18 protein-coding genes are annotated in these 13,748 nt (G+C 75.2%); 8 read left to right on the forward strand and 10 right to left on the reverse strand.

Annotated elements, in window-relative coordinates:
* Positions 1–6: 6 nt before the first annotated feature.
* The 4 genes from QOZ86_RS06170 (at position 7) to QOZ86_RS06185 (ending at position 3,515) form a co-directional block, all read left to right on the forward strand.
* Positions 7–1,137, forward strand: a complete 1,131-nt coding sequence (locus QOZ86_RS06170) for an outer membrane protein assembly factor BamB family protein (RefSeq protein ID WP_284491090.1) — start codon at positions 7–9, stop codon at positions 1,135–1,137.
* A 54-nt stretch (positions 1,138–1,191) separates the two neighbouring features.
* A complete protein-coding gene (locus QOZ86_RS06175; protein WP_284491091.1) occupies positions 1,192–2,109 on the forward strand; it encodes an alpha/beta fold hydrolase in 918 nt (305 codons plus the stop codon).
* Positions 2,106–2,978: an oxygenase MpaB family protein gene (locus tag QOZ86_RS06180; RefSeq protein WP_284491092.1), complete on the forward strand. Its 873-nt coding sequence runs from the start codon at positions 2,106–2,108 to the stop codon at positions 2,976–2,978. The genes QOZ86_RS06175 and QOZ86_RS06180 overlap by 4 nt, the downstream gene beginning before the upstream one ends.
* A gap of 93 nt (positions 2,979–3,071) precedes the next feature.
* Complete coding sequence (locus tag QOZ86_RS06185; RefSeq protein WP_284491093.1) at positions 3,072–3,515, forward strand: VOC family protein; 444 nt, start codon at positions 3,072–3,074, stop codon at positions 3,513–3,515.
* Between the two features lie 6 nt (positions 3,516–3,521).
* On the opposite strand, the gene QOZ86_RS06190 is transcribed toward QOZ86_RS06185, so the two are convergent.
* From QOZ86_RS06190 to QOZ86_RS06205, 4 genes are all read right to left on the reverse strand, one after another.
* Entirely contained in the window at positions 3,522–4,379 is an 858-nt protein-coding gene (locus QOZ86_RS06190; protein WP_284491094.1) for a PHP domain-containing protein, read from the reverse strand.
* A gap of 53 nt (positions 4,380–4,432) precedes the next feature.
* Complete coding sequence (locus tag QOZ86_RS06195; RefSeq protein ID WP_284491095.1) at positions 4,433–5,059, reverse strand: PH domain-containing protein; 627 nt, start codon at positions 5,057–5,059, stop codon at positions 4,433–4,435.
* A gap of 4 nt (positions 5,060–5,063) precedes the next feature.
* Positions 5,064–5,222 (reverse strand): hypothetical protein, encoded by a 159-nt coding sequence (locus QOZ86_RS06200; protein ID WP_284491096.1) that lies wholly within the window; start codon positions 5,220–5,222, stop codon positions 5,064–5,066.
* Positions 5,223–5,382: 160 nt separating this feature from the next.
* On the reverse strand, positions 5,383–6,006 hold the full coding sequence (locus tag QOZ86_RS06205; protein ID WP_284491097.1) for a DUF6758 family protein: 624 nt from the start codon (positions 6,004–6,006) through the stop codon (positions 5,383–5,385).
* Between the two features lie 74 nt (positions 6,007–6,080).
* Here QOZ86_RS06205 and QOZ86_RS06210 point away from each other — a divergent pair, with 74 nt between their 5' ends.
* Positions 6,081–6,509, forward strand: a complete 429-nt coding sequence (locus QOZ86_RS06210; RefSeq protein ID WP_284491098.1) for an NUDIX domain-containing protein — start codon at positions 6,081–6,083, stop codon at positions 6,507–6,509.
* A 24-nt stretch (positions 6,510–6,533) separates the two neighbouring features.
* Here the strand turns inward: QOZ86_RS06210 and QOZ86_RS06215 are convergent, their stop codons facing one another.
* The 5 genes from QOZ86_RS06215 to QOZ86_RS06235 all read right to left on the reverse strand — a co-directional run bounded on the left by QOZ86_RS06215 (position 6,534) and on the right by QOZ86_RS06235 (position 11,235).
* Complete coding sequence (locus tag QOZ86_RS06215) at positions 6,534–7,043, reverse strand: MaoC family dehydratase (RefSeq protein WP_284491099.1); 510 nt, start codon at positions 7,041–7,043, stop codon at positions 6,534–6,536.
* Between the two features lie 82 nt (positions 7,044–7,125).
* Entirely contained in the window at positions 7,126–7,638 is a 513-nt protein-coding gene (locus QOZ86_RS06220) for a DUF6912 family protein (RefSeq protein ID WP_284491100.1), read from the reverse strand.
* 76 nt (positions 7,639–7,714) lie between these two features.
* Positions 7,715–9,094: a WS/DGAT/MGAT family O-acyltransferase gene (locus QOZ86_RS06225; protein ID WP_284491101.1), complete on the reverse strand. Its 1,380-nt coding sequence runs from the start codon at positions 9,092–9,094 to the stop codon at positions 7,715–7,717.
* Between the two features lie 63 nt (positions 9,095–9,157).
* Positions 9,158–10,453: a CpaE/TadZ family protein gene (locus QOZ86_RS06230; protein ID WP_284491102.1), complete on the reverse strand. Its 1,296-nt coding sequence runs from the start codon at positions 10,451–10,453 to the stop codon at positions 9,158–9,160.
* On the reverse strand, positions 10,453–11,235 hold the full coding sequence (locus tag QOZ86_RS06235) for an SAF domain-containing protein (protein ID WP_284491103.1): 783 nt from the start codon (positions 11,233–11,235) through the stop codon (positions 10,453–10,455). Before QOZ86_RS06235 ends, QOZ86_RS06230 begins: the two co-directional genes overlap by 1 nt.
* Positions 11,236–11,432: 197 nt before the next feature.
* On the opposite strand from QOZ86_RS06235, the gene QOZ86_RS06240 reads away from it, so the two are divergent.
* The gene (locus tag QOZ86_RS06240) at positions 11,433–11,696 is read left to right on the forward strand and encodes a helix-turn-helix domain-containing protein (protein WP_284491104.1); all 264 of its coding nucleotides are present in this window, start codon (positions 11,433–11,435) and stop codon (positions 11,694–11,696) included.
* Between the two features lie 3 nt (positions 11,697–11,699).
* On the opposite strand, the gene QOZ86_RS06245 is transcribed toward QOZ86_RS06240, so the two are convergent.
* Positions 11,700–12,269, reverse strand: coding sequence for a hypothetical protein (locus QOZ86_RS06245; RefSeq protein WP_284491105.1), 570 nt, complete (start codon positions 12,267–12,269; stop codon positions 11,700–11,702).
* Positions 12,270–12,373: 104 nt separating this feature from the next.
* On the opposite strand from QOZ86_RS06245, the gene QOZ86_RS06250 reads away from it, so the two are divergent.
* Positions 12,374–13,123, forward strand: a complete 750-nt coding sequence (locus tag QOZ86_RS06250) for a LysM peptidoglycan-binding domain-containing protein (RefSeq protein ID WP_284491106.1) — start codon at positions 12,374–12,376, stop codon at positions 13,121–13,123.
* 62 nt (positions 13,124–13,185) lie between these two features.
* Positions 13,186–13,728 (forward strand): Rv3235 family protein, encoded by a 543-nt coding sequence (locus tag QOZ86_RS06255; protein ID WP_284491107.1) that lies wholly within the window; start codon positions 13,186–13,188, stop codon positions 13,726–13,728.
* Positions 13,729–13,748 lie beyond the last annotated feature (20 nt).

Here is a 13,748-nt window from a genome sequence, read left to right on the forward strand (position 1 = left end):
GCCGGGATGCAGGGCCCACCGCTGCGGGTCTGGGTCTGGACGGCGGCCACCGTCGCGCTGGTCGTCGTCGCCGCTCTGCTCTGGCGGGGCTCCGACGCGGCCGCCACCGACAGCACCACCGCGCCACCGGCCGGCGTCCCCCAGGGGACGCCGGCCGGAGACGTCTCCGAGGCGTGGTCCACCACGGGCGGGCCCGTACCGGAGGACGTGGTCGAGGACGGGCGGGTGCTGGTCGGCTCCTCCCACGGCATCCGGGCGCTGGACCCGGCGACCGGCGAGCAGGCCTGGCACTACACCCGCAGCAATGCCCGGCTGTGCGGCCTCACCGCCACCGACGGGCTGGCGGTCGCCGTCTTCCGCACCGAGGACCGGTGCGACGAAGCGGTCGCCCTCGACGCCGGCACCGGCGTGCGCGCGTGGACCCGCAACGTGAACTTCCGTTCCGACGCGACGCTCTCCTCGACCGACCGCATCGTGCTGGCGCACAGCCCCACCGGGGTGGTGACGCTCGACCCGACCGGTAACAACACCCGCTGGCGTTACGCCGCCCCGGACGGCTGCCGGCTCCTGGGCTCTGACGCGGGCGATGCGGGGGTGGCGGTGCTCCAGCAGTGCGACGGAGCGGCCGCACCGCAGCTGCGGCTGCTGGACGGCTTCGACGGCGAGGTGCACTGGACCCGCGACGTCCTCGCGTCCGGCGGCGGAAACGTGCGGCTGCTCGGCGCCGACCTGCTGGTGGGCGTGCAGGCCGGGACGGAGATCCGGTTGCTGTCCGCCACGGACGGCACCCTGCTGACGACGCTCGACGCCGGGCAGGACCGGCCGGCGGAACAGGCGGCCGTGGCCGGAGCCGTCCTGGTCTCCGCCGACGGCATGCTCACCGCCGTCGACCCGGCGTCGGCGAGCACCCTGTGGGCGGGGCCGGCCATCGGCCTGCCCGGGGAACCCACGACCGGCGGGGACGACGTCCCCGCCCTGGCGGTGCCGACGCCCGACGGCTTCGTGTTCCGGGACCCCGTCACGGGCGCCGAGGTGGGCCGGTCGGCCGGAACGGGTCTGCCCCCGGGGGGCGCGGCCACCGCCGTCGGCAGCACGGTGGTCCTCCGCCTGCCCGACCGCCTCGTCGCCTACCGCTGAGCGGCCCCGCCCCCGCTGCGGCGCATCGGCCCCGGTCGGGGTTCACTGGGATCCATGGTCCTGCCCGGCGGTTCCGATGCCTCGTCCGTGCCCTTCGCCATCGCCCCCGACGACCTTCGCCAGCTCGCTCACCACGACGCCGCGTCGCGGACCTTCCCCGGCGGGGCAGGGCCGTTGGCCGCGCTGGACACCGGCGGCGACGCCACGCAGGGGACGGTGCTCATGGTCGCCGGGTACACCGGGAGCAAGGAGGACTTCGCACCTCTCCTGCGGCCGCTGTGCGAGGCCGGGTACCGCGTCGTGGCGCTGGACCAGCGCGGCCAGTACGAGTCACCCGGGCCGGACGACTCGGCCGGGTACTCGGTCGACATCCTGGCCGGTGACGTCGTGGCCGTCGCACGGGCCCTCCGGGAGGATTCCGGGCAGACGCTGCACCTGGTGGGCCACAGCTTCGGTGGGCTGGTCACGCGCGCGGCCGTCCTCGCCGAACCGCAGCTGTTCACCAGCTTGACCCTGCTCGGCTCGGGCCCGTCCCGGCTCACCGGCCGTCGCGCAGAGCTGCTGGACCACCTGGGCCCGCTGCTGGACGCCGGCGGGGTGCCGCTGGTGCACGAGACCCTCGAGCAGGTGTCGATGACCGACCCCAAGGCGCAGGCCGTCCCGGTGGAGACCCGGGCGTTCTACACCCGCCGCTTCCTCCGCAACTCCGCGGCCGGCCTGCGGGGCATGGCCGACGCCATGCTCGCCGAACCCGACCGGGTGGCCGAGCTGAAGGCCACCGGGATACCCCTGCTGGTGGCGCACGGCGAGGCCGACGACGCCTGGCTGCCGCACGTGCAGGCGGACATGGCGGAGCGGCTGGGCGCCCGGCACGAGGTCATCGACAACTCGATCCACTCCCCCGCCGTCGAGAACCCACCGCGCACGCTCGAGGTGCTCTGCGAGTTCTGGACATCGGCGGCCGCGGCATGACGCCGTTGCCCGCAGCGGCGGACTGGACCCCCGAGCAGGACCGGATCGGGTTCTTCGGGCCCGACAGCGTGACGTGGCGTATCCATGCCGACCCGTCGTTCTCGGTGGGCGGCCTGCGCGCCCTGCTGCTGCAGGCGCTGCACCCGGTCGCGATGGACGGCGTCGCCCGGTTCTCGGGGGCATTCCGGGACGACCCGTGGCCGCGCCTGATCCGCACGGCGGCCTACGTCGACACGATCACCTTCGGCACCCGCACCGAGGCGGTCCGCGCCGTGGCCCGCGTGCGCGGCATCCACCGCCGGCTGGGGGCCGTCGAGGAGACCACCGGCCGGGAGTACCGGGTGGACGACCCGGACCTGCTCCTGTGGGTGCACTGCTGCGAGGTCGACTCGCTGCTGACCACGGCCCGCCGGGCGGGGCTGCCGCTGTCCGACGACGACGCCGACCGGTACGTGGCCGAGCAGGTCACCGCGGCGGAGCTGGTCGGCGTCGACCGGGCCGACGTGCCGGCTTCCGTGGCCGAGCTGGCTGCCTACTTCGAGCGGATGCGCCCGTCGCTGGCCGCCACGTCCGCGGCGCGGGACGCCTACCGGCTCATCGTGCTGCCGCCGATGCCGACGTGGGTGCGCTTACTCACCCCCGCCCTGCCGGCGTGGGGCGGGCTGGCGGCACTGGCCATCGCCCTGCTGCCGCCGTGGGCGCGCCGGCTGTGCTCGCTGCCCGGCCTGGCGCTCACCGACGCGGCCGCGACCGGGGCGCTGCGGGCGTTCCGGCAGGCGACGCTGCGGCTGCCCCGCACCGCCCGGCGCTCGCCGATCGTGTGGGCCGGCATCGAGCGGGTGGCCGGGCCGGCGCAGCTGAGCGCCTGACGCCGCCGTTCCCGCGGTGGTCGTCCTCATCCCGTCCACCTCGGCCCGTTCTCGCGGCCGGAGCCTGTCGGCGTCTGCGGCTAGCCTGCCCCCATGCCCGTGCAGGTGACGCCCTTCCTGATGTTCACCGGCGACGCGGAGCGCGCGATCGAGCTCTACACGTCGCTGTTCGACGACGCCCAGCTCCTGACCCTCACCCGGTTCGGGGCGGACGGGACGGGCGTGGAGGGAACGGTGGAGCAGGCCACCTTCTCCATCGCCGGTCAGGTGTTCCGCTGCTTCGACAGCCCCCCGGTGCACGCCTTCACCTTCACGCCGTCCTTCTCCGTCTTCGTCGACGTCGCATCGGCCGAGGAGCTCGAACGGCTCTTCGCCGGCCTCTCCGACGGCGGCGGCGTGCTGATGCCGCTGGACGACTACGGCTTCAGCCGCCGCTTCGGCTGGGTGAACGACCGCTTCGGCGTCTCGTGGCAGCTGAACCTCGCCTATAGCCGCGAGGACGAGCGGCGGGCTCCGCTGACCGTCCCGGCCGGCTGACCGCACTCAATCCCGCAGCGGCGCCGTCCCGGTCCCGGCGGCCAGGAGCCGCTCGAACTGCGCGGGGTCGGTGGTGCAGGTCCCGATCGGCGTCCGCTTGTTGCTGCCGTGGTAGTCGCTGGAGCCGGTCACCAGCAGGTCGAGGTCGGCCGCCAGCCCGCGCAGGTGGACCCGGGCTTCCTCGGTGTGGTCGGGATGGTCCACCTCCAGGCCGAGCAGCCCGGCCGCGGCCATCGCGGCGATCGCGTCGTCGCCCACGATCCGGCCGCGGCTGGTGGCCAGCCCGTGCGCGAAGACCGGCACGCCACCGGCCGCACGCACCAGCGCGATGCCCTCGCGGACGTCGGTGTCGGCCTTGGCCACGTAGTACGGGCTGCGGTGGTGCAGGAGGGTGCCGAACGCGGCGTCCACCGAGTCGACGACGCCGGCCCGGACCAGTGCACCGGCGACGTGCGGCCGGCCGACGACCCCGCCGTCGGCGTGCGCCACGAGCTCTGCCCAGACCACCGGGTACCCGTCAGCGGCGAGCGCCTCGACGATCCGTTCGGCGCGGGCCAGCCGCTCGTCCCGCAGTCGAGCGCGCTCCGCGGCGAAGGCGGGGTGCAGCGGGTCGAACAGGTAGCCGAGCAGGTGCACGCTGATCGGCGGCGCGTCGGGTGGGAACCACCGGCAGGACAGCTCCATGCCGGGGACCACCGTCAGGCCGGCGGGGCGCGCCGCCTCCGCCGCGGCCCACCCCGCGGTGGTGTCGTGGTCGGTCAGCGCGACGACGTCGAGGCCCGCGGCCCGGGCGGTCGCGAGGAGCTCGGCGGGGCTGTCGGTGCCGTCGGACAGCGAGGAGTGGGTGTGCAGGTCGATCCGCATCACCGGTCAGCCTGCCGCACGGCGGCCCGGCCCACCCGGCGGCGCGGGCGGGATCACGGCTGCTGCGGCGGGAGGCCCGGGATGGGCTCGGTGTCGCGGCGGCCACCTGTCGCGACGGGCCCCGCCGGCGGCGGAGCCTCCGGGTTGCCCTCGTCGTCGCCCCCGCCCCAGTCGCTGGTGAACAACAGACCGCTCACCTGCCGGTACAGCGCGCCGGCGTGCGGGAGGAAGGTGATCTCCGACAGCGCCTGCTGCTGCCCGGCGGACTCGAAGCGGAAGGTGCCGTAGCCGAGAACCTGGCCGAACAGCGTCTCCTTCCACGTCAGGTCGGTGATCCGGCGCAGCGGCAGCAGCGTGACGGTGCGGACGATCACGCCCGAGGTGAGCAGCACCCGGCGCCGGCTGACGATGAAGTGCCGCATCCACCACTCGCCGAGCCGCAGGGCGTAGGTGAGGAGCGCCCCCAGCACCACGAGCATCCCGAGGGTGCTGGTCACCCGGTTCTCGGGGTCGAGCACCAGCAGCCATCCACCGGCGATCAGCACCGGCAGGAACTTCGCCGTCGGCAGGATGAGCACCGCCCAGTGCCGGCGGGTCGCCACGACCGCGTCTTCGTCGTCGAGCAGGTACTTCTCGACGTCCTTGGCGGCGCGGGCGGGAAGCCCGACCGGGGCGGCCACCGGATCAGACCAGCGAGCCGACGAACTGGGCCAGGGAGGAAGCGGCGTCGCCGAGCGCCACCCCCGCGGTGCGCACCAGCTGCGCGGAGGACTCCGGCGCCTGGATCACGTAGAACAGGACGAAGGCGACGATCACCCAGGTGAGGACCTTCTTCAGGTTCACCGCCACCTCCGGGGTGTGAGTGCGAGGGCAGGACCAGCCTGCTCGGACCGTCCGCCGGGTGCGACGGACGCATTCGTCCCATGAGTAACACAGGCCCCAGACCTCGCGCGGCCGACGCGCCGCGCATGACGTAGCCGGTGTCGTTCCGCGGGCCGGCCGGTCAGCGGCCGGGGATCAGGTGCTCCCCCGGCGGCCCGAGCGGCAGGTCGGGGTAGATGCGATCACGTAGGTCGAGCAGCTCCAGCTGCTCGGCCAGCAGCCAGGCGGCGTCCATGGGCCAGGTGACCACCCACAGCCAGACGCCGTAGGCCTCGCCCACGAAGGCCGCTCGGTCGTCGGTGGTGGGCACCGCCCACAGCGGGGCGCGCTGACCGGCGGCCTTGACGTCGACGGAGCTCGGCCCGGTGATGACGTCCCCGGGGTCGAGACCCGGCAGCCCGGCGTAGCCGCAGCCCACGCCGGTCCCGGGTTCCTCGGCGACGAGGACCAACTCGGCCGAGCCGCCGAGGGGGGCGGGCCCGGCGCAGTCGACGACGATCGCCCGCGCTCCCGGTTCACCGCCCCAGGCCAGGCCGGTGACCGCCCAGCCCGCCGGCACGGGGTCGGGCACCCACGCGGGCACACGGGCGTCGACGGTGACCGCGGCGATCGCGTCGTGGGCCACCAGCGCCGTGTGGTGCAGCGGCGTGACCAGACCGTGCACGTGGCACCAGGCGTCGGCCTCGGACCCGTGGCGGACGACCAGCGGCTCGCCGCAACGGGGGCAGACCGGCGACGCACTCATCGGGGACAAAGGTCGCGGGACGGCCCCGTTTCGTCAAGCGCAGGACCGTCGCACCGGATGCGTAGCCTGCGGACGTGACGGCCGGCGAACGGGAGGATTGCCCACCGGTGGTGCCGTGCGTCGGCGCGATCGTGCACGACGGCGCACGCCGGCTGCTGGTGGTCCGCCGGGGGCAGGAGCCCGGCCGGGGGCTGTGGTCGGTGCCGGGCGGGCGGGTGGAGCCGGGTGAGACCACCGCGCAGGCCGTGGAGCGCGAGGTGCTGGAGGAGACCGGCCTGCGGGTGCGGGCCGGGCGCGTGGTGGGCCGGGTGCGCATCGACGCCGGGGCGGTCGTCTACGACGTCGCCGACCTCGCCTGCGAACTGCTCGACCCCGACCCGGCTCCTCGGGCCGGGGACGACGCGGACGCGGCCGTCTTCGCCGACGCCGCGACCCTGGCCGGGCTGGCGTGCACGCCGCGGCTGGTGGAGACCCTCGGCGGCTGGGGCCTGCTGCCGGACTGAGCAGCACGCCCCGGCCGCACCGGCTCAGCCGCGGGGCGTGGGCTCCGGGCGCCCGGGCTGCTCGCCGCCGCGGGCTTCGCCGTAGGACTGCTTGGGCACCATGACCTTGCGGCGGAAGATGCAGACGACGGTGCCGTCCTGCTTGTAGCCGATCGTCTCGACGTACACCACGCCGCGGTCGTCCTTGGACTTCGACGGCGTCTTGTCCAGCACGGTGGTCTCGCCGTAGATCGTGTCCCCGTGGAAGGTCGGCGCCACGTGCCGCAGCGACTCGATCTCCAGGTTGGCGATCGCCTTGCCCGAGACGTCGGGGACGCTCATGCCGAGCAGCAGCGAGTAGATGTAGTTCCCGACGACGACGTTCTTGCCGAAGTCGGTGGTCTTCTCCGCGTAGTTCACGTCCATGTGCAGCGGGTGGTGGTTCATCGTCAGCAGGCAGAACAGGTGGTCGTCGTACTCGGTGACGGTCTTCCCGGGCCAGTGCTTGTAGACGGCCCCGACCTCGAACTCCTCGTAGTACCGACCGAACTGCATGTGCTCGCTCCCGACCTCGACGCTGCGGACGGGTCGTGATCTTACGGATGGGGCACCGTGCCGCACCCGCGGGCGACCGAGGTCACAGCAGCTCGAGCGCCGGGCCGATCTCCTGGGTGGCGTACCAGGCCAGCTCATGTCCCTCGGCCTGGTCGACGACGAACTGCGCGTCGTCGCTGCCCAGGTCGGCTTCGAGGACGACGTTCACCGCGGCCCGGACGTCGTCCTCGGCGCCGGGCCCGTCGATGTGCGCGCTCGCCACGTCCTGCAGCCGGATCCCGTACTCCACCCGGGCCGCGCCGGGGTCGACGTGCGGGTCGTCCATGGGGCTCACCGCGGCGTCGGGCACGTCGGCCGCGAGCACCACCCGACGGCGGGGAACCAGCGGATCGAGATCGATCAGCCGCAGGCTGGCGCGCGCCGCGGCCAGCAGTGCCGCGTACTCGAGCTCCTCGGTGTCGGCACCGGCGTCACTGAGCGCGTAGAAGTCCCGCAGCCGCGGGGTCACCGCGAAAACGGTCTGCGGGGCGGCCAGCCGACCCTCGTCCAGGAGACCCCGCAGCACGGTCGTCGTCGCCGGCAGGTACACGCGCACCCGGCTGACCCCCTTCGTCGATGGAACGTCCGACCGTATCCGGCGCGGCCCGCGCGGCGCCGACCCGGACGCCGGCTCAGCCGGAGGTCTCGACCAGCTGCGCGACCTCCTGCTCGATCAGGTCGGCGAGCACGTCGACGTCACCGACGCTGTCGCGGTCGGCGTTGAGCCCGAAGAAGACCGTGCCGTCGTAGGAGGTCATGCCGATGGACAGACCCTGACCACGGGCCAGGGGCACCACGGGGAACACCTCGAGCATCCGCCCGCCGGCCGCGTACAGCGGCACCTGCGGGCCGGGCACGTTGGTCACCACGAGGTTGAACAGCCGCCGCGAGAGCCCCCGCGCCGCGCGCGCACCCAGCGCGTGCAGCGTGGACGGCGCGAATCCGCTGAGCGCGATGAGGCTGTCCGCGCCCACCGACCGGCCGTGCTGGGTCATCCCCCGCATGGCGTAGGTGAGCCGGGCGAGCCGCACCCGGGGATTGGGTTCGCCGACCGGCAGGTCGACCAGGTGGGAGGAGACACGGCTGCCCGCCGCACCGTCGTCGTCCTGGACCGAGACGGGCACCAGCGCCCGGATCGAGGTGGCCCCGACCACCGGCTCGCCACGCGATAGCAGCCACTCCCGCAGCGCGCCGGCGACGACGGTGAGCAGCACGTCGTTCACCGTGCCGCCGTGCGCCTTCCGCACCCGCTTCAGGTCGTCCAGGTCCGCGCAGGCCACCGCCACCCGCCGCTGCCGCCCGACCGGTGCGTTCAACGGGCTGTCCGGCGCCGGGAGGATGGCCGAGCCGGCCGTGCGGACGAGTTCTCCCGCCACACCACCGATGCGCACGGCGGTGGCGCGCGCGTCGGTCGCCGCCGACCGGGCCAGCTCCACCAGCGACGACGGCCTTCGGCGGTAGTCCTCGAAGGCCGACCACAGCAGTTCGGCGCCGGAGGGCGGACGCCGCGGCCGCCACTCCGTCGGCCGGGGCGTCGGGGCGTCGGGTGACCCGTCCAGCAGCACCTGACCGAGGTCCAGCGCGCCCAGTCCGTCGACCAGTGCCGGATGGGTCTTGGTGACCACCGCGACGCGGTCCCCGCTCAGCCCCTCGACCAGGTACGCCTCCCAGAGCGGACGCGTGCGGTCCAGCGGACGGGACGTCAGCCGGGACACCAGGTCGAGCAGCTGGGACTCCGTCCCCGGCCGGGGGAGCCCGGATCGCCGCAGGTGGTACGCGAGCTGGAAGTCGGGGTCGTCGACCCACACGGGATGACCCAGGTGGCCGGGCACCTGCGCGATCCGCTGCCGGTACCGCGGCACCAGGGACAGCCGCGCCTCGACCAGCGACGCGATCGCGTCGAGGCCGCCGGGGGGCGCCTCGAGGATCAGCACCCCGCCCACGTGCATGGGGGTGCCGGGTTCCTCCAGGTACAGAAACGAGGCATCCAGGGTGCTCAGCCGCTCGACCATCGAACTCCTCACGGGCCGGGGCCCCACGCTACGACGCGGGATGGCCCTCCGATACTCGGGCGATCAGCCGGCCCGACGGTGGCGCAGCACGCTCCGCCGGCCGGCGTCGGCGACCGGTACCCCCGCCAGCTCCGCGGCCAGGGCGCGCAGCTCCGCCCGCACCGCCGACCCCGCCGCCACCTCGGCCAGCGTGCGGCCGGCCGCCAGCGCTGCATCGGTCGCCCGGCGGTCGGCCGGCAGGAACCACCGCGGCCGGCGACCGGTGAACCGCTCCAGTGCGTCGCCGACCTCCCGGCGGGGGTCACCCGGCACCGGGCCCCGCCGCACCTGGTTGACGACAAGCAGCGGCTCCACCTGGGGCAGCACGTCGCGCAGCTGGTCCAGCGCACGGATGCCGCGCTGGAGGGCGACCGGGTCGGCGCCGGTCACGCACAGCACCGTGTCGGCGTGCTCCAGCACGGCGAGGGTCGCGCCGTTGCGGCGGGGCGCGGCGGTGTCGAAGGACAGCTCCTCGTCGTCCTCGACGTTGAAGGCGCAGTCGACGACGGTCAGCTCCGCGACCCGGCGGGCCTCCTCCAGCACCGCGGTGACCGCAGCCGGCCGCAGCTCCGGCCAGCGGTCGGCGCGGGCCGGACCGGTCAGCACGCGCAGCTGCGGGCGCACCGCCCAGGCCAGCGCGACCAGCGTCCGGCTGTCCAGCGTCCCGGCGCCGGCCTGCCGGGCGGCCCCGGCCAGGCCGGGCGATTCATCCAGCAAGCCGAGGACCTGGGCCACCACCCCGCCGTAGACGTCGGCGTCGACGAGCAGCGCGGAGGTCCCGAGCCGCGCGGCCTCGTCGGCCACCCCGACGGCGACGGTGGTCCGTCCCGGTGCGCCGGTCGGCCCCCACACGGCCACCACGCGCCCGCGCCCGACCGTCGGGGGCTCCGGCGCGTCCGGGATCTCGGGCACCGGCAGGGCCGCCCGCAGGTCGGCCACGTCGTGCCCGCCCGCGGGCACCCCCGCGACGGCGTTCCGCAGCGCCTCGGCGATCGACTCCGGGTCCGCATCGGCCGGCAGCACCTGCGACACACCGAGCTGACGCAGGCGCTGGGCCGCCTGCTCGTCGCCCGGTTCGACCAGCCCGACGACGGCGACGCCGGCCGCGTGCAGCCGGGCGACGGCGTCGCCGTCGAGCCGGCGCAGCTCCGCCGAGAGGAGGGCGGCCTGGCCGGTGCCGGTCGCCGCGGCGGCGAGCAGGTCCGAGACGTCGACGCAGCGGCGGACGACGGTGACCCCGTGGTCGTCCCGGTCGAGCGCGCCGACCAGCGCGGATTCCCAGCCGGCACCGGTGACGGCGGTGAAGACCTGCAGCGCCATCAGCCGGCCGGTCCCGCCGGCTCGGCGGCCGGAACCGCAACCGGAGCCGGGGCCGGGGCCGGAGCCGCAGCCCGGGGCGACACGCGCTCCGCTCCGTCGGCCCCCGCCGGGTGGGCCACCACGACCAGCGGGCGCCCGGCGATCGCCGCCAGCACGTCCGCCGCCTCGTCGACCGCCACGCTGACCACCACCTGCACGGTGCTGGACGGCGTCGACAGAACCCCGTCGGCACCGCCGGCCAGGGCCTGCACCGGCGCCCCGCCCACGACGAGGGTGACGCTGCCGATGTCCGGCCCAGTGGCGCCTGCCGCCGGGTCGGCGACGGCGTAGACGTCCACCACCTGACCACGCTGCAGCCCCGGGGGCACGTAGCCGGCCTGCACCGGCAGGGCCAGCTGCACCAGGTCGGCGGGCTCCTCGAGCGCCGACCGCGGCAGGAGCTCACCGGCGCGTACGCCGCGCGCCAGGGTGCGCCCCTCCGGCCGGGTGCCGCCGGCCAGGTACCGGTCGGCGGCGTCGTCGAGCCGGACGTGGACCACGACGAGGTCCACGGTGGTCAGCTCCGTGCCGGCCGCGAGGTCGGAGGCGGCGCTCCACACCGGGACCGTCGCATCGGCGGCGCTGACCACCCGGGCGCCGAGCAGGACCGATCCGAGCACGAGCAGGACACCCAGGACCAGGCGGAGGTCCAGCCAGCCCGGGGCCTTCACCCGCCGGGGGGTGGGCCCGCTCGGCAGGTCAGCGCTGTCCGGGGCAGGGCCCGGGTTCCGGACGGCGGTCACGCCACCTCATCTCTCGTGCACGTCGACGCCCCAGTAGGCGCACTGACCCGCCGTTGCGGACCGCTGACGACATTCGGATGCAGATGATGCGGCAGGATCACGTTCTCCTGCACTGGTCATCCACACGAACGTGTGTGGACAACGGCACGGACCACCGGCACGGCTGACAGACTGTGCGGCGAACGGATGGAGAGCCCATGCCCACGCCCCGCTTCCTGACCCTCGACGACGTCGCCGAGATCCTCAACGTCTCGTGGTCGCAGGCCTATGCGCTGGTGCGCCGCAGGGAACTCATCGCCATCCAGATCGGTGGGCGCGGGCAGTGGCGCGTCGAGGTGGACGAGCTCGAGCGCTTCATCCAGCAGAAGTACGCCGAGGCCCGCGCCGGCACCGTGCCACCGGAGCCCGCGGCGGAGGCGGACACCGGCGCACCGGCAGCGGCCTCCGAGCAGCGCGCCTGAACCCTAGTCCCAGCCGGGCAGCAGCGTCCGGACGACGGCGACCGCGTCGATGACCACCGCGTGGACCTGGCGGACGGCGCCGGATCGGCGCGGCTGATCGGCTGAGTGCTCGGCCAGTTCGACGTGGTCCGCACCCACCCGGTCGATCGTCCCGGTCAGTGTCGTGCCGTCGTCCAGCAGGACCTGGACGACGCTCCGGTCCCGCGCCAGTCCCCGCAGCGCGCGGCGCAGATCCAGCTTCGCCCGGACCGGGCTCACCTCCTGGACCGGCGCCGTCCACCGCCCCAGCCCGGCCACGCTCCGCACGGCGGGGAACGCGACCAACTGGTCCCGGCCGCGCTCGTCGACGAGCAGCAGCCAGTCGACCCCGAGGTCGACGAGTTCTCCGCCGACCCGCCCCGCGCCCCGGCAGGTCACGGTGACGGCGGCGCCGATCGATCCGCCGAGCCGGTCGACCAGCCGGACCGCACCCGTCTCCGACCGGGCCCGCGACGCCCAGTCGGCTCGCGCCTCCGCCTCTTCCGCCGCGTCGAACTGCGCCTGCAGGTCCGCGAACAGCTGCTGCCACCGCATGCCCTCACCTCTTCTCGCGTTCAGCCTAGAGGGTGCATGTCCTTGTGTTTGCATTCATTTGATTGCTTTAGTGCGTCGACGACAGCAACGGAGGAGGAGGACGGATGTCGGTACGACGCCTGCTCGGCACCGCCGTCGGCATGGCAGCGATCGCGGCCGCACTGGCCGCGCTGACCCCGCCGCTCCCCGACGCCGTGGCCGCACTGTCCACCGCCCAGCGCACCGCAGACGCCGCTGGTGCCGACGTCCTGGTCCTGCACCTCGCGGGCCTGCTCGCCTGGCTGGTGTGGGCGTGGGGCGCGCTGGGTCTCGCGCTCACCGCGCTGTCCGCCCTGCCGGGCCTGGCCGGCACGATCGCGGAGGGCACGCTCCGCCGGGTACTGCCCCGCGGCGCCCGCTCGGCCGCCGCCCTGGCCCTGGGCATCGGGCTCGGCGTCGCGCCCCCGGTTCTGGGGCTCGCGGCTCCGCTGGTCGGAGCCACCCCGGCCGTGGCGGAGGAGCTGCCGGCCGGCGCCACCCCGGCCGGTGCGGGCGTCGTGCCCGACTGGCCGGCCCCGAGCGTTCCCGTGCCGACGCCGGCGCCCCCGCTGCCGTCGCACAGCTCCGCGCCGAGCGCTGACGGGCTGCCCGACTGGCCGCGCACGTCGGCAGCCGGCGAGCACGTGGTCCTCCGTGGCGACTGCCTCTGGGACATCGCCGAACGCCGGCTGACCGCGGACGACGGCCGCATCCCGTCCGCCGCTGAGGTGGCCACCGCCGTCCATGCCTGGTGGCAGGCCAACGCCGACGTCATCGGGCCCGATCCGGACCTGCTCCTGCCCGGTCAGGTCCTGCGGCCACCCGCCCTGCCGTGACCCGCCCTCTGCTCAGCACCGCCCTGCCCAGCACCGCTCAGTCCAGCACCCGGGAGCCTTCGATGACCGCACCGTCCCGCCCCGTCCCACCCACCGGCCGGACCGCCGTGCGACTCGCGGTCGTCCGCACTCCGCAGCCGCCGCTGGAGCCCCGCCCGGCACTGCGCCTGGTGCAGCCCGATCGGCGCGTCCCCCGCCCCGCCCCCCGTCCCGGACCGCGGCCGCGCACGGCGGCGGTCGCCCACGCGCGGGACGAGTTCGGACCGGTGCTGTGCGGCCGCGCCGACCTCCCTCCGGCCGGTGAGACCGCGCGCCGCCTGGTCACCACGGCGCTGGAGGCCCTCACCGGACGGCGGCCACTGGCCCAGCTCCAGCCGCTGACCACGGCCGGCGTGTACGCGGCGCTGTCCGCCGGCCGGCGGCCGCAGTGGTGCGCCGACGGGAGTGCGCCGGTGATCGTCGGCCGGGTACGGGTCTGCGAGCCGGTCGACGGGGTGGCCGAGATCAGCGCTGTCGCCCACCGCAGCGGCCGGGCGCACGCCGTGGCGGCACGGCTGGAGGGCATCGACGGCCGGTGGCGGTGCACCGCCCTGCAGATCGGCTGAGCGTGCGGCATGCGAAGCAT

Origin of the sequence: Blastococcus capsensis, assembly GCF_030165005.1 — a bacterium.
Taxonomy (GTDB): Bacteria; Actinomycetota; Actinomycetes; order Mycobacteriales; family Geodermatophilaceae; genus Blastococcus; species Blastococcus capsensis.